The organism is Solibacillus sp. FSL R7-0668, from assembly GCF_038006205.1.
Lineage (GTDB): Bacteria > Bacillota > Bacilli > Bacillales_A > Planococcaceae > Solibacillus.
In genome coordinates, this window is record NZ_JBBOUU010000001.1 from 3900344 (window position 1) to 3926001 (window position 25658).

25 protein-coding genes are annotated in these 25658 nt (G+C 38.7%); 3 read left to right on the forward strand and 22 right to left on the reverse strand.

The genetic code is table 11. The annotated features are described in order from the left end of the window. Nucleotides 1-9: 9 nt before the first annotated feature. From MKX47_RS19615 to MKX47_RS19625, 3 genes are all read right to left on the reverse strand, one after another. On the reverse strand, nucleotides 10-489 hold the full coding sequence (locus MKX47_RS19615) for a methylated-DNA--[protein]-cysteine S-methyltransferase (protein WP_340777496.1): 480 nt from the start codon (nucleotides 487-489) through the stop codon (nucleotides 10-12). A 97-nt stretch (nucleotides 490-586) separates the two neighbouring features. Further along, on the reverse strand, nucleotides 587-2068 hold the full coding sequence (locus tag MKX47_RS19620) for a malate:quinone oxidoreductase (RefSeq protein WP_340777499.1): 1482 nt from the start codon (nucleotides 2066-2068) through the stop codon (nucleotides 587-589). Between the two features lie 318 nt (nucleotides 2069-2386). Further along, complete coding sequence (locus tag MKX47_RS19625) at nucleotides 2387-2938, reverse strand: cupin domain-containing protein (protein WP_340777501.1); 552 nt, start codon at nucleotides 2936-2938, stop codon at nucleotides 2387-2389. Nucleotides 2939-3124: 186 nt separating this feature from the next. Here MKX47_RS19625 and MKX47_RS19630 point away from each other — a divergent pair, with 186 nt between their 5' ends. Continuing rightward, nucleotides 3125-3970 carry a DegV family protein gene (locus MKX47_RS19630; RefSeq protein WP_340777903.1) on the forward strand — a complete coding sequence of 282 codons (846 nt, stop codon included), beginning with the start codon at nucleotides 3125-3127 and terminating at the stop codon, nucleotides 3968-3970. Between the two features lie 56 nt (nucleotides 3971-4026). Here MKX47_RS19630 and MKX47_RS19635 read toward each other — a convergent pair whose 3' ends face one another. After that, entirely contained in the window at nucleotides 4027-4272 is a 246-nt protein-coding gene (locus tag MKX47_RS19635) for a hypothetical protein (RefSeq protein WP_340777504.1), read from the reverse strand. A 96-nt stretch (nucleotides 4273-4368) separates the two neighbouring features. On the opposite strand from MKX47_RS19635, the gene MKX47_RS19640 reads away from it, so the two are divergent. Then, complete coding sequence (locus MKX47_RS19640; protein WP_340777506.1) at nucleotides 4369-5115, forward strand: DUF2268 domain-containing protein; 747 nt, start codon at nucleotides 4369-4371, stop codon at nucleotides 5113-5115. A gap of 55 nt (nucleotides 5116-5170) precedes the next feature. On the opposite strand, the gene MKX47_RS19645 is transcribed toward MKX47_RS19640, so the two are convergent. The 15 genes from MKX47_RS19645 to MKX47_RS19715 all read right to left on the reverse strand — a co-directional run bounded on the left by MKX47_RS19645 (nucleotide 5171) and on the right by MKX47_RS19715 (nucleotide 22009). Next, on the reverse strand, nucleotides 5171-5815 hold the full coding sequence (locus tag MKX47_RS19645; RefSeq protein ID WP_340777508.1) for a peptidylprolyl isomerase: 645 nt from the start codon (nucleotides 5813-5815) through the stop codon (nucleotides 5171-5173). Nucleotides 5816-5879: 64 nt separating this feature from the next. After that, nucleotides 5880-6257 (reverse strand): nuclear transport factor 2 family protein, encoded by a 378-nt coding sequence (locus tag MKX47_RS19650; RefSeq protein ID WP_340777511.1) that lies wholly within the window; start codon nucleotides 6255-6257, stop codon nucleotides 5880-5882. Next, a complete protein-coding gene (gene helD / locus MKX47_RS19655; protein ID WP_340777513.1) occupies nucleotides 6258-8597 on the reverse strand; it encodes an RNA polymerase recycling motor HelD in 2340 nt (779 codons plus the stop codon). It lies immediately after the preceding gene. A gap of 197 nt (nucleotides 8598-8794) precedes the next feature. Then, on the reverse strand, nucleotides 8795-9538 hold the full coding sequence (locus MKX47_RS19660; protein WP_340777515.1) for a class I SAM-dependent methyltransferase: 744 nt from the start codon (nucleotides 9536-9538) through the stop codon (nucleotides 8795-8797). Nucleotides 9539-9787: 249 nt separating this feature from the next. Continuing rightward, nucleotides 9788-10312 (reverse strand): isoprenylcysteine carboxyl methyltransferase family protein, encoded by a 525-nt coding sequence (locus MKX47_RS19665; RefSeq protein WP_340777517.1) that lies wholly within the window; start codon nucleotides 10310-10312, stop codon nucleotides 9788-9790. 1 nt (nucleotide 10313) lies between these two features. Next, on the reverse strand, nucleotides 10314-11396 hold the full coding sequence (locus MKX47_RS19670) for a type III polyketide synthase (RefSeq protein ID WP_340777905.1): 1083 nt from the start codon (nucleotides 11394-11396) through the stop codon (nucleotides 10314-10316). 411 nt (nucleotides 11397-11807) lie between these two features. After that, nucleotides 11808-12950, reverse strand: coding sequence for a DHHW family protein (locus MKX47_RS19675; RefSeq protein WP_340777519.1), 1143 nt, complete (start codon nucleotides 12948-12950; stop codon nucleotides 11808-11810). 11 nt (nucleotides 12951-12961) lie between these two features. Beyond that, nucleotides 12962-14347, reverse strand: coding sequence for an MBOAT family O-acyltransferase (locus tag MKX47_RS19680; protein ID WP_340777521.1), 1386 nt, complete (start codon nucleotides 14345-14347; stop codon nucleotides 12962-12964). 3 nt (nucleotides 14348-14350) lie between these two features. After that, nucleotides 14351-14842 (reverse strand): DUF4358 domain-containing protein, encoded by a 492-nt coding sequence (locus tag MKX47_RS19685; protein ID WP_340777523.1) that lies wholly within the window; start codon nucleotides 14840-14842, stop codon nucleotides 14351-14353. Between the two features lie 197 nt (nucleotides 14843-15039). Continuing rightward, on the reverse strand, nucleotides 15040-16197 hold the full coding sequence (locus MKX47_RS19690) for an iron-containing alcohol dehydrogenase (RefSeq protein ID WP_340777525.1): 1158 nt from the start codon (nucleotides 16195-16197) through the stop codon (nucleotides 15040-15042). Nucleotides 16198-16752: 555 nt separating this feature from the next. Further along, nucleotides 16753-17556 (reverse strand): phosphonoacetaldehyde hydrolase, encoded by an 804-nt coding sequence (gene phnX / locus MKX47_RS19695; protein WP_340777527.1) that lies wholly within the window; start codon nucleotides 17554-17556, stop codon nucleotides 16753-16755. Next, nucleotides 17553-18647 carry a 2-aminoethylphosphonate--pyruvate transaminase gene (gene phnW, locus MKX47_RS19700; RefSeq protein ID WP_340777530.1) on the reverse strand — a complete coding sequence of 365 codons (1095 nt, stop codon included), beginning with the start codon at nucleotides 18645-18647 and terminating at the stop codon, nucleotides 17553-17555. The genes phnX and phnW overlap by 4 nt, the downstream gene beginning before the upstream one ends. Before the next feature lie 9 nt (nucleotides 18648-18656). Then, nucleotides 18657-19640 (reverse strand): extracellular solute-binding protein, encoded by a 984-nt coding sequence (locus tag MKX47_RS19705; RefSeq protein WP_340777532.1) that lies wholly within the window; start codon nucleotides 19638-19640, stop codon nucleotides 18657-18659. A 4-nt stretch (nucleotides 19641-19644) separates the two neighbouring features. Further along, the gene (locus MKX47_RS19710; protein WP_340777534.1) at nucleotides 19645-21264 is read right to left on the reverse strand and encodes an ABC transporter permease subunit; all 1620 of its coding nucleotides are present in this window, start codon (nucleotides 21262-21264) and stop codon (nucleotides 19645-19647) included. Further along, on the reverse strand, nucleotides 21257-22009 hold the full coding sequence (locus MKX47_RS19715) for an ABC transporter ATP-binding protein (RefSeq protein WP_340777535.1): 753 nt from the start codon (nucleotides 22007-22009) through the stop codon (nucleotides 21257-21259). The genes MKX47_RS19710 and MKX47_RS19715 overlap by 8 nt, the downstream gene beginning before the upstream one ends. Nucleotides 22010-22166: 157 nt before the next feature. On the opposite strand from MKX47_RS19715, the gene MKX47_RS19720 reads away from it, so the two are divergent. Continuing rightward, nucleotides 22167-22934 carry a DeoR/GlpR family DNA-binding transcription regulator gene (locus tag MKX47_RS19720; RefSeq protein WP_340777537.1) on the forward strand — a complete coding sequence of 256 codons (768 nt, stop codon included), beginning with the start codon at nucleotides 22167-22169 and terminating at the stop codon, nucleotides 22932-22934. A 47-nt stretch (nucleotides 22935-22981) separates the two neighbouring features. Here MKX47_RS19720 and MKX47_RS19725 read toward each other — a convergent pair whose 3' ends face one another. From MKX47_RS19725 to MKX47_RS19735, 3 genes are all read right to left on the reverse strand, one after another. Beyond that, nucleotides 22982-23317, reverse strand: a complete 336-nt coding sequence (locus MKX47_RS19725) for a CotD family spore coat protein (protein WP_445683600.1) — start codon at nucleotides 23315-23317, stop codon at nucleotides 22982-22984. Between the two features lie 279 nt (nucleotides 23318-23596). Then, nucleotides 23597-23839 carry a spore protein Tlp gene (locus tag MKX47_RS19730; RefSeq protein ID WP_340777538.1) on the reverse strand — a complete coding sequence of 81 codons (243 nt, stop codon included), beginning with the start codon at nucleotides 23837-23839 and terminating at the stop codon, nucleotides 23597-23599. A 138-nt stretch (nucleotides 23840-23977) separates the two neighbouring features. Then, nucleotides 23978-25648: a sodium:solute symporter family protein gene (locus MKX47_RS19735; protein WP_340777540.1), complete on the reverse strand. Its 1671-nt coding sequence runs from the start codon at nucleotides 25646-25648 to the stop codon at nucleotides 23978-23980. Between the last annotated feature and the right edge of the window lie 10 nt (nucleotides 25649-25658).

Below are 25658 nucleotides of genomic sequence, written 5' to 3' on the forward strand. Positions count from 1 at the left end.
TCTCACAAGCTATTTATTTAGATAAGCCATTTTCTCATGTTCCAATAACCATTGTTTGCGCCAAACTCCACCTGCATAGCCCGTTAGCTTACCGTTTGCCCCAATTACTCGATGACACGGAACGATAATACTAATTTGATTTTTACTATTGGTCATTCCTACCGCTCGCACAGCCTTTTCATTGCCAATTTGCTGGGCAATTTCTTTATAGGAGGCCGTTTTACCAAATGGTACGGTTGTTAACGCTTGCCACACATTGTTTTGAAAACTTGTCCCCTCAAAAAAGTAGGGCACAGTAAATTGCTGACGCTTCCCGTTAAAGTATTCGTCTAATTGCTTGTAGCATATTTTTAATATTTCTGGTGTTTCTTCATTTTGCACAGGCTCTCTATGCTCCCGTTCGGCAAATAACACAGCAGTCACATGACTTTTGGTGCCCATTATTTCAATAATGCCAATGGGGGAATCATAATCTACCTGATAATGCATACATTCAACCTCCTGACGATCCATTTCATTATCGTCTTATTATATTCCACCAAAAAAGAACCTTCAATCTCCGGAGAAATTAAAGGTTCTTATCTACTTATTTATTTAAACCTAATGCTTCAGAAGTTGATTCTTTAACTTCTTTAAGAAGTGCTGTATTTTCAACTAGGTTTTGACCGTAAGCTGGAATCATTTCTTTAATTTTTGGTTCCCAATTTTTCATTTCATTTGGGAAACATTGCTTAATTACTTTTAGCATAACCGATACTGCTGTCGAAGCACCTGGAGATGCACCAAGTAATGCCGCAATCGAGCCGTCTTGAGAGTTAATAACTTCTGTACCGAATTGCAATGTACCTTTACCAGCGTCTGTGTCTTTAATAACTTGTACACGTTGACCCGCTACAGTAATTTCCCAATCCTCGCTCTTCGCTGTTGGTATGAATTGACGTAATTCTTCAATACGTTTTTCTTTAGAAGCTACTACTTCTTTTACTAAGTAAGCTGTTAAATCCATATTTTTAGCACCACAAGCAAGTAGTGTGAATAAGTTATGTGGCTTAACTGAGGCAAATAAATCCATATAAGAACCTGTTTTTAAGAACTTCGGAGAGAAGCCTGCGAAAGGTCCAAATAATAATGATTTTTTGCCATCAATATAGCGTGTATCTAAGTGAGGTACTGACATTGGTGGCGCACCAACTGCCGCTTTACCATACACTTTTGCATGATGTTGATTGATAACTTCTTCATTGTTACATACTAAGAACACACCTGAAATCGGGAATCCACCAACATGCTTACTTTCAGGAATACCTGATTTTTGTAGTAACTCAAGGCTACCACCACCAGCACCTAAGAATACGAATTTTGCGCTATGGTACTCTACTTTGCCGCTTTGCTTATCGTGCACTTTAACTTCCCATAAACCGTCTTTTGTACGTTTTACATCAAGAACGCTATGGTTGTAGTTAACTGCTACATCTTGTTTTTGTAAGTTAGCAATTAAATTACGTGTTAAAGCACCGAAGTTTACGTCTGTACCGGAATCAATTTTCGTTGCAGCGATTGGCTCTTTTGATTTACGCTCATTCATAATTAACGGAATCCATTGTTTTAATGTTTCTGGATCGTCAGAGTATTCCATACCTTCAAACAATGGGTTAGCTGTCATTGCTGCATGACGCTTTTTAAGATAGGCCACATTGTTTGCACCTTGTACCATACTCATATGTGGTAGAGGCATGATGAAATCTTGCGGGTTTTCAATTTGACCCGTTTTTACAAGGTGAGACCAGAATTGTAAAGAATCTTGGAATTGTGTATTTACATTAATTGCTTTTGTGATATCGATTGTTCCATCTTTTTTCTCACTTGTATAGTTTAATTCACATAAAGCTGCATGCCCTGTTCCGGCATTGTTCATTTCGTGAGAGCTTTCCTCACCTGCTTTTGCTAACTGTTCGAATACAGTGATGTTCCACTCTGGTGCTAATTCTTTAAGCATTGTACCTAAAGTCGCACTCATAATTCCGGCACCAATTAAGATAACGTCTGATTTGATATGCTTGTTACTCATTTTTACCTTCCCTTATATATATTAAGATTTTTAGAATTTTGAAAGCGCTCCCGTAAATTATCGACAATATAATAATGGCAGAAGCCTATTCATCCTATATCACTTATTACCTTATTGTAGTGTAACACAATTGTTAAAAGATTAAAATATATACAGATTGCTTAGCTATAAGGTATTGAAAAGCACATCATTTACGAGAAATCTACGGACAATTGTGAGCATTTTTTGTCTTGTAAGAATTTAATTATTATTATTTTCTGTATTTTCCAATTATTACATTTTACCCTTCCGTAGCATTTCAATAGATATGTGGCTCTGCTACCGAATGACCTTACCTGTGTATTTTTCAAAGTCTTTATACGCGTTATTTTTATGTCCACGCTTGACAAGCCATGCAAATAGTGTGCGCTGTAACCAAAATGGTATACCGAGAATTAATGTATTTTGCATGGTTAAAATTAGTGCTGTATGGGTCATATTTTTAGGGTTGCCTTTTGCATCGACTAACCCGTCATCAATCAAACCATAATGAATGCGTACGGACTGTTCGAATTGGCTTGGTGGTGTTAAGCGCACACGAAATACAACGGATTCATCATGATTATTTGTAAATGTATGAGCCATGTTTAATGTTACTAAGCGCTTGTCTCCAGGCTGCAAAATATGCTGCTCTTTTCCAAGTGTCACAGTTAATTGACCTGAAATCACTTCAAATTCCTCTTCGAATTCATCATGCATATGTAATGGTGGTCCATCACCCTGTGGTGGTAATGCCACTTCGATATAAAGATATTTGCCTTCCGTTTCTTCAGCTGTTTCTAAAAATGTAATTTGCTCCCCTGAAATTTGGTGCTTTACAGTACGCTTCATATAATGGCTTTTCTCCTCCAGCGTTGCTTTTTTCAATCTTAACATATTTCTGATTTTTCTTTGATATATATAAATAGAAGTTATTCTTTTCAGTTTACGGGAATTAAATCAAACATCATGACAAATGTAAATAGTTTTACATGAGCATTCGCATTACTATTAAGTGAGTTGAGGGGGATGATGATGATGAAAATTTTTACGGATAGTAGTTCAGACTTACCAAAATCATATTATGAAAAGGAAGATGTGCATCTTTTTCCACTACGTGTATTAATAAAAGGTGTCGAATATGATGATGTTATGGGTATATCAACAGATCAAGTATATGCAGCGATTGCAGAAGGCGAAGTTCCAAAAACATCACAAGTTTCATTAGAAATCTTTTTAAGCACCTTTGAACAATTAGCACAATTAGGCGAAGAAGGGATTTATATTGCCTTTTCCTCTCATTTATCAGGTACTTGCCAAAGTGCTATTTTAGCAAAAAATCAATTACTTGAAACTTACCCAAATTTAAAATTAGCGATTATCGATACAAAATGTGCCTCTTATGGCCAAGGCTTAATTGTAAAAGAAGCCGTTCGTTTAAAAAAATTCGGGATGGCTTTTGACGACGTTGTTGCACAATTAACAGAGATGGCTAATTCAATGGAACACCTATTTACAGTAGGTGATTTAAACCACTTAGCAAAAGGTGGGCGTATCTCAAGGTCAAGCGCCTTTATGGGAGGCTTACTAAACATTAAGCCAATTTTAAATATGGAGGATGGTAAACTTGTCCCGCTCGAAAAAACGCGTGGCTTTAAAAAAGCAACACAGCGTATGTTAGCCATAATGAAGGAACGTGGTGGGGATTTCACAAACAAAACGGTCGGCATTTCTCATAGTAATGATGAGGAATTAATGCATGAAGTAAAAGTAGCCATTGAAGAAGCACTTCATCCAAAAGCCATTGAAACAACCACAATTGGTTCAGCTATTGGCGCCCATGTTGGTCGTGGTACAATCGCCATTTTTTTCACCAATAAATAATGAAGGGAGTGTCCGAGAAATACTTCTGGGACACTCCCTTTGCCGCTTCTTCTTACTTAAATAAAAATCGAAGCGAGTACGATGCCTGTAATCGCTCCTAATGCGATTCCATAGCCAAATCCAGGTGCTGCACCAAAGCCCCAAAAGCCAATACCGTAACCTGTACGATCTGGCATTAACCAAACATTTCGATTATCTACATTTGTAATGCGCCCTACATGTACATTTCCACGATTATCCGTTATTCTGACACGCTTGCCATGGTATTTACAGCATAAATCATAAGCTGCTTGTGGATTCATTCTATTCCCTCCTTTCTTTTCCTACTATATGTATAAGCAAATCGCACACACGAGCCTATCGTCCAAATCATATAGTAGAACGAAGGAGGGATTTTTTTGTTAATCATTGATACGCAAAGCTTATTTCAAGAGTTATCCGACCGTGTCCAATACACCTCTTTACTTGTACAATCCATCTTCCCCAACATTCCAACGAAAGCCATCCAATACGAGCTTCTCCAGCAAGGTTTATTAGAAACAGGCGCACTTCCCTTACAGCTTGATGTTTGGGACATTGTTAAACGTCAGCTAGATGATTTGAAGAATCTGTGGAATGGTCCTAACACGCAGGTTGCGATTTTGCCAATGCGAAAGGGCTTTATGAAAAATGGAGTTGCCTATAAGCATGGTATTTGTTTATTCATTTCAAATCATGTTTCGATAAAAGAGCTTCACGCCCTCATTACCCATGAATACCATCATATTTGCCGACAACAATATCAGTCAGAATTACCGACTTTACTAGATTCCGTGTTGATGGAAGGCCTAGCTGAGCATGCCGTAGAAAGTTTACTTGGAGAACATGCCATTAGCTCCTGGACGCGGCGCTATAGCTTAGATGAGGTTAAACATTATTGGCTTACTCATTTTATCGAGGCGTTACCATTGCGCGGCTTACATAATCATCAAAGCTATTTATTTGGTGATGCATCCGAGCAACTTCCAGCACATATTGGCTATTGTGTCGGTTACCGTATTGTCGAAGCCTTCTTAGAAAAAAATGGCCCGCTTACGACGCAGCAATTATTACAATTGCCCTCCGAACAAATCGCATTACTCGCTGGTTTCCCACTCACTGAATGAGAAAAAAACCATTAAAACTCGTCTACTGCTCTACGAATTTTAATGGTTTTTATAATTATTTTTCTGTTACGGGTGCTGGATAATCAAAACCTTTTGTATCGACTTCAACTTTTTTCATTTTTTGATCCTCTAATGGTTTATCATTACCGTCACGCTCTGCGGCAACAATTTCGTCGACAACATCCATTCCTTCAGTTACTTTACCAAATGCCGCATATTGACCATCTAAATGGGATGCGGCTTCGGTCATAATGAAAAACTGCGAACCTGCTGAATCTGGGTGCTGTGAACGAGCCATTGATAATACACCGCGCTCATGCGTTAATGTGTTTTCAAAGCCATTTGATGAAAATTCACCTTTAATTGCATAATCCGGGCCACCCATACCTGTGCCGTTTGGGTCACCACCTTGAACCATAAATCCAGGGATAACACGGTGGAAAATTAACCCGTCATAAAAGCCATCCTCTACTAACGAAATAAAGTTTGCTACAGTATTTGGCGCAGTTTTCGGCTCTAATTCAATCACGATTTTCTTATCATTTTCCATTGTAATCGTCACAATCGGATTTTCTTTTACATCGTTTGCGTAATCACCCGTTGCTGCCTGTTTGTCATTATCTACAGTTTTGTCATCACCACATGCAGCAACTATAAGCATCGCAATCGCCGTTACCATTAAAAGCATATATTTTTTCATAAAATTCCCACTCCTCTTCCTACGTAATTCAATCATATTTCGGAAGGTTTAATCAAGTATTGACTCAAAAAACCCCATCTGTATTGACCATTTTCTCTGGAATCACTTGTCCAACATCCCACATCTCGACAATTTTCCCAGCTTCCATACGCACAATATGCACAACTGCTACCCCAATCGCTTCTGGTTGCTGCTTTAAATGGGAGTACATCATTACTTTATCGCCATCTTCTAGTACAAGCTTTACTGTAAATTGCTTCTTCGTTGTCATCTTTGCACTTTCCTCCATACCGCGCATTAAAGCCTCTCTCCCCGCTGCAAAATACGCATTATGATGGACAAAACCTTCCCCTATATAAAGCTCATAGGCCTCTTTCACTTGCCCTTCTGCTACTAATTGCAAAAAGTCTTGAGCAATTTCTTTGTTTGATTTGTTTTCCATTTATTCTTCCTCTTCCACTTTCGTTTGAATAGTCCCTTGCTCACTTGGCGCATGCAAAAATGGACTTGGTTCTCCCACACTATAAAGCGTTAGCTGATGCATCGCTCTTGTACAGGCTGTATAAAGCAGGCGACGTACACGCTCCTGTCCGTAACGGTACTTGGATGCATCATAAATAATAACCCCGTCAAATTCGATTCCCTTTGCTAAATATGCCGGAATAACAATCACACCCGGTTCATATTCGGCAGAACTGGACTTCATTAGCTTTAATGAATCGATAGAGCCCGCTAATCCCTCATAGGCTTCCTTACTCTCTTGCATAGACTGACAAATTATCGCGATTGTTGCCATCCCTTGAAGCTGCATAGCTTCCACACGCTGCGTAATCTTTTCATGTAACTGCTGTTTATTTGGAAGTATTGTGAATGTTGGCAGAGCACCTGTTCTATTAAACGGAATAATGGCATGCCCCTCTGGAATAAGCTGACGTGTAAATTCAATAATGGGCTTTGTCGAACGATAGCTACGATGCATGGTCAAAAGTGTGGTCTCTTCCTCTCCAAACAGCTCGATTAAGTGCTCAAAATTTTCGAGCTGATGCGCATGTGTAAAAATTCCTTGGTTAAAGTCCCCTAAAACCGTAAATTTGGCAGCAGGGAATAAACGCTTCAACACCTCAAATTGAAATGGTGCATAATCCTGTGCCTCATCAATAAAAATGTATTTAATTTGACGATTTACTTGCATCCCTAAAAGCCATTCTTTTAACAACACATAGGGCGTTGCATCCTCGTACGACAATGTTCCAGCCGCTAGCTGTTGCTTAGTCACATGGCAAATTTCCGCCCAATGCTCCACTTCGCATTTAGGGGATTGCTCGTCAAACAGTCCTTCATAAATAGCCGGGATATCAATAAACTGCAATGTTTGAATGGCATCACGCAATGGCTTGAAGCGGCGAGCGACAAGTAGTTGAGCAAGCTGATTTTCTGTTATGTCGAATTGTTCTACTTCCTCACGCTCAAGTCCTTTTTTTCTTGCAAAATAGCGACGTGCCTCCTCATAAGCTGCATCACTTAGTAATTCCATTTCCTCTTGTACCCAATCCTTTGTCCGTTCATACTTCGCGCGTTCTTTTAATGTATTCATCAGCCCTTGCTGAATCTTTTCTAAGCGGGCTGCAAATGGTAATTGCCCGTAAATCATATAAAACTGCTGTGCTATTTTACTTGCGGGTATAATTTCTTCACCACGGAAAACAATCGGTTTAAATTGCATGCCCTTTTCTGTTAACGCAATAAAGTACTGCTCGATATGAGTAAAAAATGCTGTCGATGCTTTATAGTGAATGGCAGTACGTCGGCTACCCATCAAATCTGTATGAGAGTTCGTCAATAAGGTTTCTAATTGTTCATACGCATTTTCAAGCGTGAAATCTGTATCAATTCGCTGCTGTAAATATTCTTGGAACGTTGTCTGCTGCATGTTTTCTTCTCCTAGCTCTGGTAACACATTAGCTACATAGCTGTTAAACATCGCATTAGGAGAAAATAATAGCACTTGATCGGCCTTTAATGTGGCACGATGCTTATATAATAAATAGGCTACTCTTTGCAAGGCCGCTGATGTTTTCCCACTGCCAGCCGCACCATGCACGATTAACATTCTTCCCTGTTCATGACGAATCAATTTATTTTGCTCGCGCTGAATCGTCGAAACGATACTTTGCATTTGCTTATTCGCACCTTGTCCAAGCACTTCCTGTAATAGTTCGTCTCCTATTGTTAAGCTTGTATCAAACATTGAAAGAAGCTTGCCATTACGAATTAAATATTGCCATTTCTTTTCAAGCTCTCCTTCTATCGTGCCCCCTGGTGTTTGATAACGTACATGGCCTGGCTCATTATCGTAATACACACTTAATACCGGTGCACGCCAATCATAAACAATAAAATCCTCGCCGCTTTCATCCATTAATGATGAAATGCCAATATAGATCGGTTCAGCTTGCTTCATACCTTGTTCCTTCAAATCAATTCGTGCAAAGTAAGGAGCGTTTTGCATTTTTTCTAGCGTAATGAGACGTTTTTTGGCATGGTCATAAGTCGTTTCACCCACTGCTAAAGCTTGCGTTTCCTGACGCATATTAATAATGGTTTCTAAAAAATCATCAAATGTATCGGTATTAACCTTGACCTCATCCCAGAATTGACGTCGAATGGAAACAACGTCTTGCTGACGCTTTGATGTTTCTGCCTTTAACTTTTGTGTTTGCTGATCCACCACTGCCAAAACATCCTGCAAATGTTGCTGCTCTTGCTGAAATAATGTACTCATCACATTCACTCCTTAAAAATTGATACAAAATGTTTGACGCACACATATTTTTGTTGTATTATTAATATAGGGATAATATAAGCAAATAAAATATTTATGTGCATATCTTTAATAAGATAGCACACTTTTTTGCGTTTCGCAATGATTGTATACATAAAATTAGTAGCATTTTTTTAATCGACTACCACAATAAATACCTATAATTTTTTAGCCTTTATTATTAAAAATGGAGGGCTACGCAGTGTTTTTTCGAAATTAGGCACTTGTTGCAAAATTTCCTCTGATGGAATCGGTTCAACCATTTTTTCAATGGATAGATCATTACTTAATAATGTATTAACTATTGTACCAATAGTTCGGTGATACATAATCACGCCGTCTACCAACCAATCTTCTCTTCTCATACCCTCTTCTTGATAACGGTCCATTGCAAAATGCTGAATACTTCCTCTTTCATCTGTTATCCAATTATCTCGTCCCATATTCGCTGTATAAATAGGATGCTGAATTGAAAATAATAAAATACCATTTCTACTTAAGGCCTTACTAATTTTTTGAATGACAGCATTCAAATCCGCCATATAATGAAGCGCCAAGGAACTACTAATAAAATGAAAAGAACCTTGTTGTAAAATTACATCTTCAAAAGCAATATTGAGAAATTTTAAACACTCTTGCTGATGACGCTCTTTAGCAGTAGCAATCATATTAGCAGATATATCAATTCCTAAGACTTCTTTCGCTCCTTTTTGTATACAAGTGGCAGCAAAATCTCCAGCGCCACAACCAATATCTAATGCAACTTGCCCTTGAAGATTAGGTACTAACTGCAAAAAATGAGGCTGTTCAATTTGCTTATTATAATTAAATTCTCTCGCTCTAATTTCCTGATACTGTTCAAAAAAATCAAGATTATCATAAATGTTTTGTTTAATATCCATCAACCATTCACATAACGTTATGATGTATTTGCGCAAATTGATTATCTCATCCTATGCAAACTAATAATAGACTTATAATTCTGAATTTGTTAACATGTAGATAGAGGCATGTCATCTTTCGGAAATTTCACCTTTTTCTCAACTTCAAGACAGTCTGACAAGTAGCATCTGAAAAAACACTTACATACAACAAACTGAATAGACCGATTTGAGACGTTAAGACACCTCAAATCGGTCTTTTTTTTTATTTTACCGCTTCATCGATACTGCATAGTTCGTGGCTTCCTTTAATGCCTTTTCTTCTACTGGAATTCGAACAGCTAGCATGATGAAATTTAAAATTGTAAACACAATCGCAGTAACATAGGCTTGGAATAATAGTGGCAGCACTAATAGCTCAAGACAAACAACCAAATAATTAGGATGGCGAATAAACGAATACGGGCCTCGTACAACGACATCTGCCCCAGGTAAAATAATAATTTTTGTATTCCAATACATGCCGAGTGACACTAAACACCATACTCGAAATAGCTGTAAAACCACAAAAACCACGAGCAGACTATAAAACGGATCAACCATCGATTTAAAATAAAGTACTTCTACTAAAAGACTGAGGAAAAAACCGGCATGTAACAAAATCATAAACGGATAATGCGATGCCCCAACTTCATAAGCTCCTTTTGCGCGCATCCGTTTTTCATTTCTTTTGGCAATGAAAAGTTCTACCAGTCTTTGAATGATAACGAAAACAAGAATGAGGTAAAAGATCAACTTATTCCCTCCATTCTAATAATACCGCTTCGCCACTAAAGCCTGGACCGAGTGCAACGAGCAAGCCTAACGCATTGGATTGATTTTCCTGAAGCATAAATTGCTCTAAAACGTAAAGCACTGTTGGAGAAGACATATTTCCATGCCTCTTTAGTATTTCACGTGAAACACTTGTATGTGCTCTTGTTAAATTCAGTGCTTCCTCATAAGCAGTTAATACCTTTTTTCCACCAGGATGCGCGACAAAATTGACGATTTGATCTGATAATACATTGTAGGTGCTTAAAAATTCATGTATAAAGGGGCTTAGCCAGCTTGAAATGATTGCTGGAATGCTCTTAGAAAATACAACGTGCAAGCCCCCATTTTTTACATCCCATCCCATAACAGTTTCTGAATCGGGCATCCACTTAGATTGGCAGCCGAGGATGTGTGGGACGGCTCTATCTTGTTCTATTTTCACATCATCACCGCAAATAAGTACACAGGCCGCGCCATCTGCAAATAAAGAAGTGCCCACTAAATTACTTTTTGAATAATCCTCCTTCTGAAAGGTAAGGCTACAAAGCTCTACACATACGACAAGCACTTTCGCGTTTGGGTGTGCTTTGCAATAGTCATAAGCCCTACTAACACCCGCAGCCCCTCCCGCACAGCCAAGTCCCCAAATCGGGATGCGAACAACAGAGTCCGAAAAAGATAATACATTCATAACACGTGCATCAATACTAGGCGTTGAAATGCCTGTACTACTGACGAAAATGATCGCGTCAATATCGGTAGTAGCCATATCGGTTTGTAAAAAGGCACGATTGGTTACACAACGTTGAATGACTTCCACACTATATTCTGTAGCTAACTGAATATACAGGGCGTTGCGCTCTTCAAACGTATGGGCCTCGCGATACCAATTGGGCGGCACACAAAAATTGCGTGTTTCAATTTCCCCATTTTCAAAAACCTTTAAGAGCCTTTCTAATCTAGAAATTTTGTGCTGAAAAAGCTCTTTCGTTAGCTGCTCAATATTAGACTGGGCCAATGAGTAAGGTGGTGTATATGTACCAACCGAAATAATTTTAGGAATAGTCATTGCTCCTTATAATCAATTATGCCTCGGCATAATTGCGACCAGATTTTTTTGAGTTTGCTCGAAAAACTCCTCTAAAAATCTGTGACATCCGCCGGGGGCTTTAACTTGATTCAGCCGAAATCAGAACCTCCACTTATAGAAATGGAGGAATTCTGTACCGGTCGCTTTGCTTACGGTTCAAAATAATTTGCTGAAGCAAGTTAAGTACTTTCTTTCAATGTATTGATTAAGTAAAAGAAATATACAAAGGCTTTTGAAAATTCCTTCCTATGAATTTAAAGTGGATGCAACCAAAGCAAAAAAGCACCACCTCAAATAGGCGATGCAAAATTACTGGGAGCTTATGGTATTGGCGCTCTGCCAGTTAGCTGCTTCACGATTAACTAGCAAACGTCAAGTAGCTTTCTAGTTATTCAGCTTTAATAACGATGCTTCTTCAACAAAAGTAGCAGTATTAAAAATATATAAAACATCCTCTAATCCATTGTCAGCCATATACTCGGCAATACTCCCATTATAATAGCGAATGTCGATCACATGGATTTCTGGTATGTGATTAGTCAGGAAGGGAATGACATTATGTGCATAGGAATCTTTAATAATAAGCAGCTTATCCTGTTCGATCTGCCCTACATCAAGATCGGTAGTAAGCGTCATTAACGCATGAACGCCTCCTAGAAAATAAGCATATTGATCCTTCTTTTTCAGAAAGCTTTCATCATACATCGTTGTTAGTGTTTCATTTGAATCTGCAATGAATATTTCAGTTGCTGCCTGCTTTTGAGGTCGATACATATCAATCGTATCTGGCGTCAATCCGTGAAACTGACTTCTTGTATGATAGCTTCCTAAAAACGTATGACTCACTTGTTGAATGTAAAAATCATGTTGGGAAAGAGGCATCCAACCCTTTTCCTCTGCATACGCCACATAGGCCACATACGCTCCATAGGTCGTCCAATGATGATCCGTACGATAATATATAGATTCTGATGCATGCGGACGTAGAAAGTCAAAGCCATCTAAATAGGTTACCCTTTGCGCCAAATGATTACCGACAAAGTCATTCACTTTTTCCTGTGGATACGACGGTGCAAGCCACGGCAAACGCTCTGGGTAAAGCCCTACGGATGTCGGTGCTAGCATTAAGGTCATGTCCATGCTTGGGTGATTTTTTGCAAATAAATTGACGGCTTCAATATAGCCCTGAAGTCTTTCATAATCTGGCTGTATAAATTTTTCGAATAAGTACTCATCCTGTCCTTTATAGATGCCATTATTCTCTTGCTGTAAACGAGCTTGCTCCCCCACTGACTTTACGGAAAGCCATATGTTTCTAAACGGAAAATGATCCGTTACATAGCTCTCTGCTTGTTCCGTAAAATTTGAGGTCAATACATTGTCTAAAGTCAGCTTTGGCAGGCGTTGTAAATAGCGATTTTCTAACTCAGAAAATGGCTGATGGGGCAAAAGAAAAAATAATGATGAAAAAAGAAACAGTGTACCAACAAATAAAATGACGAATAGTTTCTCAGTATTCCTCTTCAAATTTTCACCCCTTAGAAACGGAAATATAAAAATGGATTAAAGGTTGCGTCTACTAAATAGGCGATTGAAAGAAGGAAAAGAAAGCCATACCAAACAACTTGAAGCAGCGACATACCATTCGCTCTAGCCTCCTGCTTTTTCGGCAAAGCAACGATTACTAATACGACCAATAAAATGGCGTTCGTATAGAGCAAGTATCCGGTTTCACTGTTCCAAATCGGTTGATTATTCAAGCCTGCCATGGCACTTAAATAACCCACGATTAAAGAAGGTGTTTCAAAAGCAAACAATACCCATCCTATGAGAATTAAAACAATCGCATAAACATGTCTTGCCCAGCGTGGTAAGGTCGACAATAGCTTTAACCCCCACCATTTTTCAATCATGAGAATAACGCCAAAATACAGTCCCCATAAAATGAAATTCCAACTAGCACCATGCCATAATCCTGTAAGCAACCACACAATCAAAATATTTCGCGCTTGTTTGAGTAATCCATGTCGATTGCCCCCAAGTGGAATATAGACATACTCCCTAAACCAACTACCAAGTGAAATATGCCATCTTCTCCAAAAGTCGGTTATGCTTTCGGCCGTATAGGGCTTATTGAAGTTTTCATTAAACCGAAACCCGAACATCAGTCCAAGTCCAATCGCCATATCCGAATAACCGCTAAAGTCAAAGTATATTTGGAATGCAAACGCAATAATACCTAACCAAGCCATGAACATAGGCAATGTCCCTGGCTGGGAACTCGAAATGCTATCCCATAGTAAGCCAATATTATTTGCAAGTAGCACCTTTTTCGCCAATCCGATAGTAAACCTTCGAATACCCTCTGCGAATAGCTCAATACTTTCTGAACGATGATGGAGCTGTTGCGCAATGGTGCTATATTTCACGATTGGACCTGCAACTAGCTGGGGAAACAACGCGACATATGCCCCAAAGTCAATCCAATTTCGCTGTGCTTTTGCTGTTCCTCTATATACATCGATAATGTATGACATCGATTGGAATGTATAAAAGGAGATTCCAATTGGCAGCGGGAGTTCTGTTAACGGTATGTCCGTGTCAAACAGTGCATTTAGATTCTGAATAAGAAAATCCGCATATTTAAAGTAAGAGAGCAATGTCAGACTGATGACAATCGATAAAATAACAATGCCCTTTCGTTTCAACGCACTTAAACTCGGTTTATCTAATAGCAACCCAAAAAAGTAATCTGCTAATGTCGACACAAGCATGATGACAATATAAACCGGTTCTCCCCATGCGTAGAAAATTAGACTCGTTATAAATAACAGTAAATTTCGGATGCGACGGGGAGAACAATAGTACAGGATTAAAACAGCCGGCAAAAACAAAAATAGAAAGAGAAGACTGCTAAAAACCATCGCTTATTGCTGTGTAAAGAAACGATCGTATACTTTTATCAGCTTATCTGCATCTTCTGAAATGACAAACAGTACATAGTTGCCCTTTGTAATGAGCTGATAGTTTTTTGCATTTTCATATTGGTCTGGAAGATAGGTTTCAAACGTTTTTTTCACATTTTCCGCTCTTTGCTTAACTGCTTCTTCCACTTCTGGAATATCTGCTGTATCTTTTACTTTCAAAATAGCAATTTCATTTGTCTTAATATTCATCATTGGTATTCTAATCGCGTAATCTTCCAATTTTTCTGGATCAATATTATAAATCGCTAGCACTTGATCTGCAGGTAATTCCATCAGCATAGGCTGCTCCACTTCTGCTAGCATTTCCTCTATCATTTCGTTTGCCGTTACTTTTGGTTCTACTAGCTCTGGTTCGGATGTGCCCTTTGAACATCCTGCCAGTAGCAATCCCCCTAAAATCGTTGCCATTAAAAACAGTTGTAGCTTTTTCATTATTGTATAAACTCCTTTTCGAACTAGATTCAAACAAGTTAGACGTGAGTAATTTAATTTTGTTACAATAATTTTTTTAGAAATTAACAAAAGTAAAATTAAAAAACGCTCAAAACATGGTTATACCAATATTTTGAGCATTTTATTATGTTCCTAAACTTACATTTAGGGTAATTTTTTTAAGACGAATACATCCATTACATTGCGTTTTTAATAATATCCATTACTTCTTGTAATTTTGGTTTACGTGGGTTTGTTGCCGCTGTTGCATCTTTCATTGCATTTGTAGCTAAAGTTTCGATGTCCTCTTCTTTAGCACCTAGCTCTGCGAAACCACTTGGAATGCCTAAATCTTTAGCCATTTGTTCGATTTTCGCGATTCCTTTTTCAGCCGCTTCACGTGTGCTTAAGCCATCTACATTTTCCCCTAGAGCTACTGCGATGTCTGCAAAACGTTCTTCACGTGAAATTAAGTTGAACTTACAAACATGTGGTAATAAGATAGCGTTACATACACCATGTGGATAGTTATAAAATCCGCCAAATTGGTGTGCAATCGCATGTACATAGCCTAATGAAGCGTTGTTAAATGCCATACCCGCTAATGATTGGGCAAATACCATTTGTTCACGTGCTTCGATATCTTGACCGTTTGCTACTGCTTTTGGTAAATATTTTGGAATGATTTTAATTGCTTGAATTGCAAGTGCATCTGTAATTGGTGTTGCTGCTGTTGAAACATATGCTTCAATTGCATGTGTTAATGCATCTAAACCAGTTGCTGCTGTTAATGCTGGTGGCATACCTACCATTAAATCTGGGTCATTGATAGATAATGCTGGTGTTACATGCTTATCAACAATCGCCATTTTTACTTTACGTGCAGTATCTGTAATAATCGTGAATTTTGTTACTTCACTACCAGTACCCGCTGTTGTGTTGATAGCAATTAAAGGAACCATTGGATTCTTCGATACATCTACACCTTCGTAATCATGAATGCGTCCACCATTTGCAGCAACAATCCCGATTCCTTTACCAGCATCATGAGAACTACCGCCACCAAGTGTAACGATGCTATCACAGTTCTCAGCATTATAAGCTGCAAGACCTTCTTCAACGTTTTTGTCTGTTGGGTTTGGCTCTGCTTTAGGGAAGATTGAAACTTCTACGCCTACGTCACGAATAATTTTAGCAATTTGATCTGCAATTCCTAAACCGTGTAAACCTGCATCTGTTACTAATAACGTTTTCTTAGCACCAAGACCAGCTAAACGAGTTCCTACTTCATTTACTGACCCTTGTCCAAATAAATTTACTGAAGGCATATAAAATGCACTTTGTTTGTTTGTCATAATATAACACTCCATTCAATTTGTGATGAAAGAGAATTAGCTATAAAAGAGAGGTTGGTTTTAAAGTGTAACCCCCCTTTTTGTAAGCGCTTTCTCTTTCTGAAGCTTTCATATCTCGATTTTATTTAGATTCAAAGAGTTTTGATTTCGAGATAATTATTTTCTTTCATTCATACCTTCGAAACGTGCCAATAAAAGCGTGTTACGACCCATCTCACTAGAAGAAATTTACGTATTTTTGAGATTATATCATGTTAATAAACTCGCAAATGGATCTACTTTATGAGAAATATGCCTCTTCAGATTTACCATAATGGAAAAAATGTTGAACTCCTATTTTTCCACTTACAAAATTACCTCCTCATACGATGACACAAATTGTTAGCCAGACGTTACAAAGAATCCCTTCATTCACAAAATGCTAACTGTCTTAATATAAAGTGCCCACTTTTATTAAGATGTATGCACTTTTTAGTATGAAGCTAAAAAAACTTTAGGCCACTTAACCCCTAATGCAAAGTAGGAATTAAATAGCCTAAAAATTTAACTATTACACTAAATGGATTCTTGCAAACCTGCTTCAATCACTTCAATAATCTTTGGTAGCTGTTGCATTGTTTCTATAGTAAAGTGTGCACCGTAAGATTCAAATTTTACACGTGTTTTTTCAATAAGCTGTTGTTGTTGCTCGACTGTGAGCTGTTGGAATTCCTCTTCGCTCACACCCATTTCTGAGCTCCCAATTAGAACACCGACTGCCCATACACCTGCATGTAGCGCCTCATTTATATCTGAAGCGGTATCGCCCACTTTGACAACCTGCTTCACATGACTTAGTTGAAGTTGACGCATATTTTCAAAAATCATATACGGGTATGGGCGACCGAAATCTCCTAAATCTGTCGGTGTCACAAGATGGTCTGGTGCATAGCCCTTTTTCTTCGCCTCTGGTACGACAACGGCCATCATTTCTTTTGTGTAACCCGTAGTGGAGCCAATTTTAATATTATTGGCACGCAGCCACTTTACCGTTTCGATCACGCCATGAATAGGTGTTGTATATTGTGCAAGTGAAATCATTAACTGGTGCTCGAACTGCTCGTATAAACGATTAACATCCTCTTCGTTGAATGCTTTCCCATGTACTTCTTGCCATTTCGTATGAATTCGCGGCATTTGTAGCATTGCACGAATATGATCTATTTTTAACATACCCATTGGCTCGCGTGCTTCGTCTAATGTTACTTCTACACCTTCATTCTTGAAAATGGATAAAAATACATTTACCGGCGCAAAGCAGCCAAAATCGACAGCAGTTCCAGCCCAGTCAAAAATAACACCTTCAATTTTTGTTGTCATGATACCTCTACCCCCATATATTCTTTGATTGCGATGACTAATTGCTGAATATCTGCTAGATGGATATCCCCAATATTGCCAATGCGGAATGTATCGGCATCTGTTAATTTCCCAGGATATAAAACAAAGCCCTTTTGTTTAATTGCTTCATAAAAGGCTGTAAATTCAAAGCCTTCATTCGGATAAAAATAAGATGTAATGATTGGTGATTGATGAGCTTCATCAATATACGGCTCAAAGCCCATTGCCTGCATTTCTTTACGTAAATACGAGTTACTTGCGGCATAACGTTTATAGCGCGCTGCTACTCCACCTTCTTGCTGTAATTCAATTAATGCCTGAGCAAATGCAGCGACTACATGTGTAGGAGATGTAAAGCGCCATTTTCCATCTACTTTCATTGCTTGCCACTGATCATATAAATCGAGTGATACACTGCGAGCTACCCCTTTGCATGCCGCTAGACGCTCGGTATTGGCAATGACAAAGCCGAATCCAGGTACGCCTTGAATGCACTTATTGGCACTACTTACTAAATAATCAATTTGCAATGCGGACACATCAATTGGGACACCACCAAAGCTACTCATTGCATCAATAATGACTTGTTTATTTTGTTGTTTTGCAACGGCGATTACTGCTTCAATTGGATTTAAAATGCCTGTTGTCGTTTCACAATGCACCATTGCGACGTGTGTGATAGCAGAATCCTGTTGTAAGATGGCTGCAATATCGGCTGCATCCACCGCTTCTCCGTATGGTGTTTCATATTGTGTGTGCGAAAGGCCGATTGTCGTCGCCATTTGCACCATGCGCTCTCCGTATGCACCATTTGTAATAAACAACACCTTATCGCTTGGACGAACGGCTGTTGTTAGTACGGATTCTACAACAAAGCTCCCGCTGCCCTGCATTAAGACAGCTGTATATTTTTCTTCACTTACACCGGCAATTTGCAATAATTGCTTGCGAATTATTTGTGTGATTTCTTTATATTCATCATCCCATGTACAGCGGTCTTCGTTCATTACATTGCGTACAGTACTTGTTGTAGTTAACGGTCCTGGTGTTAATAATTTATATCGGTTCATGAGATCCTCCTATTGTTTCGCTGCTTCAAAAATCGCTTGATGTTGTTGTAATAGCTCTACTGTTAATGTTGTTGCCCATTTCTTTAAGTAAGCAGGCTCGTCGCTTACCGATTCCCCTTCATATAAAGCTACTGGGTATTGTGTTAGTAATTGTACACGTGCTTCATTGGCAATTGTTAAGGCGATTTCTTGGGCTTTCTGTTCTTTTTCATCGTCTTCCTTATCAATTACTGCCACAGACTCTACTAACGAATAATTGCCCTCAATCGGATCAATCGTATCAATTGGTAGGCCCTCTTCCTTTGCATCAATTGCTTGTGCTCGAAGACCAAATCCAATTGGCACCTCACCTGTTTTTACTTTTTTAATGGGACCAGAGCCTGAGCTTTCTAAATGTGGCCCGACATTTTGAATTAAATCGGCTAAAATTTGCTGCCCTTCCTGTTCGCCGTACTCAGCAATGACTGCTTGTACAAGTAGCCAGCCGGTAGACGAATCCATAATATTGGGAATCGAAATTAAATTTTTATATTGGGGATTCGTTAAATCCTTGATAGATGTTGGTGTATCTAGCCCTTTTTGCGCTAGCATCTCGGTATTAATGAAAATCGAGCCGACGTTCCCTAAAATCGGTAATTGGACATTCGACATCTCATCGATTAAGGCTTGTGAGGACGTTAAATCAAGAAACATCTCATGCTGTGCGTCCGCGCTATCGATATAATAAGAAGCCATCGTTACGACATCTGCTTCGATAGATTTTCCTTCAGCTAATAATTTCCCACCAAGCTCTGAAGTCCCCACAGATTGAATAATGTACTCTCCTTCAAAGCCCTTCTCATTTAGCGTATTTTGCATCACTTCAATCGCTTCATCATCTGCATTGGAATAAATGATAACTTGATCATTTGAATTTGCACTACTACTGCCACATGCAGCTAATACAATTGCAGAACTTGCTACTGTTAAAAATCCCATTGCTTTTTTATTCATTTCTTTAACCCCTTTTCGATTGTCGGTTTATATAGAACTCACAAACTACTTTTACCAAAATATTTGTTACTAAAATAAATAAAGAGAGAATAAAAATTTCATTGAACTTTGAAAAATGCTGCAACTCCTTAATCTTTGTTGATACTAATACCGTGTGGGTTGTAACTAAGAAAATCACACCACTTACCGTTACCATTGCGTTAATGAAGTAATAGCTAAAGACTTCAATTAAAGTTTTTTTGACATTTGGCAAGATAATGCGGTAAATCGTTTTTAGCCAACTATCACGCAGTAAAGCACCTGTTACTTCCCAAGATGGATCCATTTTTTGTAGCGCATTTTTTACCATTAAAAACGGCGTAGTAAAGAAGTGGATAATTGTATACGCAATAATGATGAAAAATGTGCCCTTTAAACTGCTATTATTAAAGAAAAACAAATAGCCTAAGCCTAAAACCATACCTGGTACTGCATTTGTTATCATCGCCATTACATCAAAGGCTTGGCGACTTTTTAATTTCGTACGCGCACTAAGCAGCCCGGCAACAAATGCAAGGACGACCCCAACAAGCGCTGTACCTATCGCAACAAGCAATGAATTTCTATAGACATTCATCAGCTCTGGCATTTGAATAACGGCTTGGAAATGTGCCAGTGTAAAGTCAAAATCAAATGGATACGCGGTCGTAAACGGTACTATAATAAGTGGTGTAAATACCGCTATTAAAGCCAGCACTACGATTACACTACCTGAACCAAACAGCACTGTTTTCGTTGTTGAAGCAAATGCCACTTGCTGTGATAAGGATTTATAGGAGACATTGCCTCTTTCTAAAATTCCCATCATGATCATCCCTAGAACGGCCGGCGCTAGCATAGCCATTGAAATAACTGCCCCTTGCGAGAAGCTCGGAATGGAACCAAGCATTGTTTGATACAGTGTCGTAGCAATTACGTCATATGTGCCCCCCACGGAAGCCGGTATCCCATAATCGGTGAAGCTTAGGATAAAAGCCAATATAAAGGCGCCACCAATCGGGCTCAGCATAGGACGTAAAATCGTATGATAAAATCGACGCCATTTACCATCTCCCATTAAATGCGACACAATAATAAATCGGTGATCCATATACTGCATTGCATTATGCATCAGTAAAAATGCAGCTGGTAATGTGTAAAGTACATAGCCGATAACTAAGCCGTTAAAGCCGTAAATCGTAAATAGCGGCTGACCAAATAGACGGCTGAAAATCCCTTGATTACCAAATGCATAAATTAACACAAAGCCATACGTAATTGTCGGAAGCAGCATCGGCAAGGTCACACCAAGCCGAATGAATTTCTTAATTGGCTTTGCAACATTTGTAAAGTGAACCGTATAGGCTAATAAAAATGCAAGAACGGTTGTAATGACCGCTGCAATTGTTGATACCCATACACTATTGAAAAAAGCCTCTTTGAACTTCCCGCTTGTTAAAGCTTGTTCATAATTATGTAATGTCCAGCCATCCACTCCTTCAAATGATTTCACAACAACTGCCCCTAATGGTAATGCTAAAAAGAATATAAAAATGACTAGCCATATTATTGATAGGCCACGCATTAACATCGTTGGTTTAAGCATGCTGTTCACCAAATAAACGATATATATTTTGACGCTTAACGCGGAGTTGTTGCAGGATGAAGTTTTCAATAAATTCATTTGCCGGTTCATTAACAATTTCTACGGGACTCCCACATTGTGCGATATGTCCATCGTTTAATATGACCACTTGATCGGATAAGGTTAACGCCTCTTCTGGATCATGCGTGACGATAATTGTCGTTAAATTAAATTCCCTTGAAATCGACTGAATGCGCTCTTTTATCGTTTCTTTAATGACACCGTCTAAGGCACTTAATGGCTCGTCCATTAATAAAATATCGGGCTGCATAACGAGTGTTCGTGCAATGGAAACACGCTGCTTTTGACCACCTGATAGCTCATGTACCTTCTTTTTTAAATGAGGGCTAAGCTCTAAAAATTCAATATATTCTTGGACACTATTTTCATCGATATCCTTCTTTTGATTGCGCAAGCCGTAAATAATATTGTCGTATGCATTTAAATGAGGAAACAAGGCAAAATCTTGAAAGACAATATTGAAGCCACGATCTTGCATCGGCTTTTGGCTAATATCCACGCCATCCCAAATAATTTTTCCGCTCGATTGCTGCTCTAGCCCTAAAATAATATTTAGTAGGGTTGTTTTCCCACAGCCACTCGGTCCTAGAAGCGACATGATCTGTCCTTTTGGTAATGTTAAATGAATGTCCTTTAAAACATCCTTCGTTCCAAAGCTTTTTTTAATTTGTTGAAGTTCAAGCACTTACGTCACCCCTTCTTGATTACCCTCAGTATAAAAGTGAATTGTAAATTTACATGCAAGTATTTCGTAAACATGCGTAAATGCTGCGTAAATTTTCATTAACTTCTGACAAACTGTTGACCACCTTTGATATAGTAAAAAAAGAGGAGTGATGTAGATGTATCCGGTAGAACGTCAACAAAAAATTATGGAAATCGTTCGAGCAAAGCAAGTTGTCAAACATATTGAGCTAACAGAAGCGCTTCAAATTTCAATGGAAACATTACGTCGAGATATCCAAATACTGGTACAACAAGGGCTCGTTGAAAAGTTTTACGGGGGCATTAGGGAAGCTGAGCAATCATTAACCGAAACATTAATTGAGCAACGTATGATCAGTCAGTTAGACGAAAAAATAGCAATTGCTCATGAATGTGCGGCTTTAATTGAAGAAGGCGATTGTATTTTTTTAGATAGTGGTTCCACAACTTTTCAAATTGCAAAATTCATTCGTACGATGAAAAATATCACCGTCATTACCAACTCGTTGCCCATTGCAATTGAATTATTACAAACTTCTGTTGAGATTATTTTAATGGGAGGAAAGATTCGTCATTCCGAAAAATCGATCATTGCCTATGACTTTTTGCTTCAATATGACCAACTCAATATTTCGAAGGCCTTTATTTGTACAAGTGGAATTTCTTTAAAAAGTGGCTTATCTGATTTTAGCTTTGAAGAGGTTTTAACGAGACGCAACATTGTTCGGATTGCACAAACAACCTATGTTGTAGCCGATCATACGAAATTCGAGCGAGATGTTGCTATTAAAATTTGTCCACTCACGGATGTTGACCACATAATTACGGATGCTAGATTAAATGATGCGATTTTTAAACAATATCAACAGGTAGGGATTCCTGTGCAGCGCGTCGCTTTAACTTAATAGAAGCCCCGAAATCGCTGATTAAACAGCATTTTCGGGGCTCCTTTTTACCAACCTCTACGTTTTGAACAATTACAGCCTCTTGGTCTAAATGGTGTTCCGCACATTGTATTTGTTTCAAAACATTCGTTAATTACAGACTCCGTATGTGGGAAATAATGCTGATTATTAATGCAATGTTGATTCACCGTTGTTAAATGTGAAGGGTGGATGTATGGTACGACTGTATTTATCACATTTCGCTGAACATATTGTTGTGTTGGTGATACGCGTTGTTGCTCAAATTGTGTAGGTCCCATCTGCGTTGGTAATTCCTGATAACCACCCGGTAGATTTTGCCCTGCATTACCGCCCCAAAAATCCTGCCTGTTTCGATTGACCAATATTATCTTCCTTTCTCCTTAGGATTGTGTCTTTATTAACATATGATAGATAACAAAAAGGAACTATTTTCTTGCCTATTATGGGAACTTATTATTTAAGATTTTGCTTGTTTGTGGTTTTCTAATCGCCCACCGAACATTAGCAATTGCCAAAATTCAATCGATTGAAGGAATTCCTTGAATAACAAAAAGCCCTCTATCTGATTAAGCTCCAGATAGGGGGCACATTATATAGCAAAACGAACTAAACATCTTATTATATTAGGCCTTTACATGCTCTTACTTAAAGCTATCTTTTCTATTCTGAAAAGCCTTTTCTTCTTTAATTTGCTTTTCCATTTGATTAATTGCCGTTCTGCGACGCGCATTTTTGTCCTTTAAATTTTCTCGCTCCTCAGGAAAGGCAAATTCCATACCCATTTCAGCGTCGTCTATATTTTCCTTTGTATTTTCAATCATCTTTCCGAGACTTAACGCATTTTTTGATTTATTTTTCGATCCTTGTCGCTTTGAATTTTCCATATGTTACCTCCACCTTCAATATTAGATTGCCTTATTAGTTTGTTTTTCTTGGTTTTAATTATTCAGCAAAATAATTTTCAAATGAAGGAAATCCATATTCAATTTAAATTTTTTTCACATGAAACGCACTTTCTTTATTTATGATTTCTTAGACGAACCATCATTTAAATAAACCTGACCATCTTTATAAATCATTTGTTCTGGGTAACGAAGATTAATTACCGCGTCTTGCAGCTCTTGTGCAGGGGCACGCGTTAAGAGGGACACAATGATATTCGTTGCAAAGGCAGCCGTCGCACCGAAAATACCTGCGCCTGTATCAATAATTCCTAGTATCGTAAAGCCAGCATATTTGGCACTGAAAATATAAAGGAGCGTTACAGATAAACCGACTACCAAACCAGCAATTGTTCCTTTTGCATTCGCCCGCTTCCACCAAACACCTAGTACAAGTGCCGGGAAGAAGGTGCCACTAGCAAGTGCAAATGCCCACGCAACAATTTGGGTAATGGCTCCAGGTGGGTTGAGTGCAATAATTCCAGCTAGAAGTGTTGCGAAAATAATCGAAACACGCCCTACAAATAAGCGTCTACGTTCAGTTGCCTGTGGATTGATGATACGGTAATAAATATCATGTGCAAATGAAGAAGAAATCGAAATCATTAAGCCGCCTGCTGTTGATAATGCAGCCGCCATCGCACCCGCTGCAACGAGCCCAATAACAAATACGCCTAGATTGGCAATTTCAGGTGTCGCCATTACAACAATGTCATTGGCAATCTTAAGTTCAGCCCATTGAAGGACGCCATCACCATTCGTATCGGCGATCATTAATTTTCCAGTATCAATCCATGATTGAGTCCAAGCAGGCAAATTGGCAATTTTACTACCTGCTACTTCTGTCATTAAAATAAAACGCGCAAAGGCTGCATATGCGGGAGCACTAAAATACAAAAGACCGATAAAAATTAACGCCCATGCACCTGACCAACGAGCGGCTTTCATTGTGCCTACTGTATAGAAGCGCACAATAACATGCGGAAGTCCGGCTGTACCACACATTAATGTAAACATAAGCGCTAAAAACTGCCATTTCGTTCCGTTTGTAAAAGGCGCAAAGTATTCTGAAATACCGAGCTCTCGGTCCAGTTCGCCCATTTTCGATACAATTTCACCATAAGAAATCCACGGTAACGGATTACTCGTTAAATGTAAGGACATAAAGATTACCGGCACTAAATACGCAATAATTAAAATGATATATTGGGCCACCTGTGTCCACGTAATTCCCTTCATCCCACCAAATGCAGCATAAAAGGCAATTAGCACAACACCAATCATTGTCCCAATTTTGGCATCGATTTCAAAAAGTCGACCGATAACAACACCAGAGCCTGAAAGCTGTCCAATTGAATAGGTGAAACTAATAATAATGGTACAAATGGCAGCTATGATAAGCGCAGTCTTACTATTAAAACGGTCCCCAATAAATTCAGGTACAGTAAATCGGCCAAACTTTCGAAGCTGAGGTGCGAGTAATATCGTTAAAAATAGATAACCGCCTGTCCATCCCATAATATAGGCTAACCCATCATAGCCGAGTAGCATGATGGTACCCGCCATTCCAATAAAGGACGCGGCGCTCATCCAGTCTGCCCCGATGGCCATCCCGTTAAAAATAGGAGGGACACCACGACCCGCAACATAGAAATCAGACGTTTGCTTTGCCGTATTAAAAACAGCAATCCCAATGTATAAGGCAAATGTACATAATATAATGACCAGTGATACTAAAAATTGACTATCCATATACAACCTC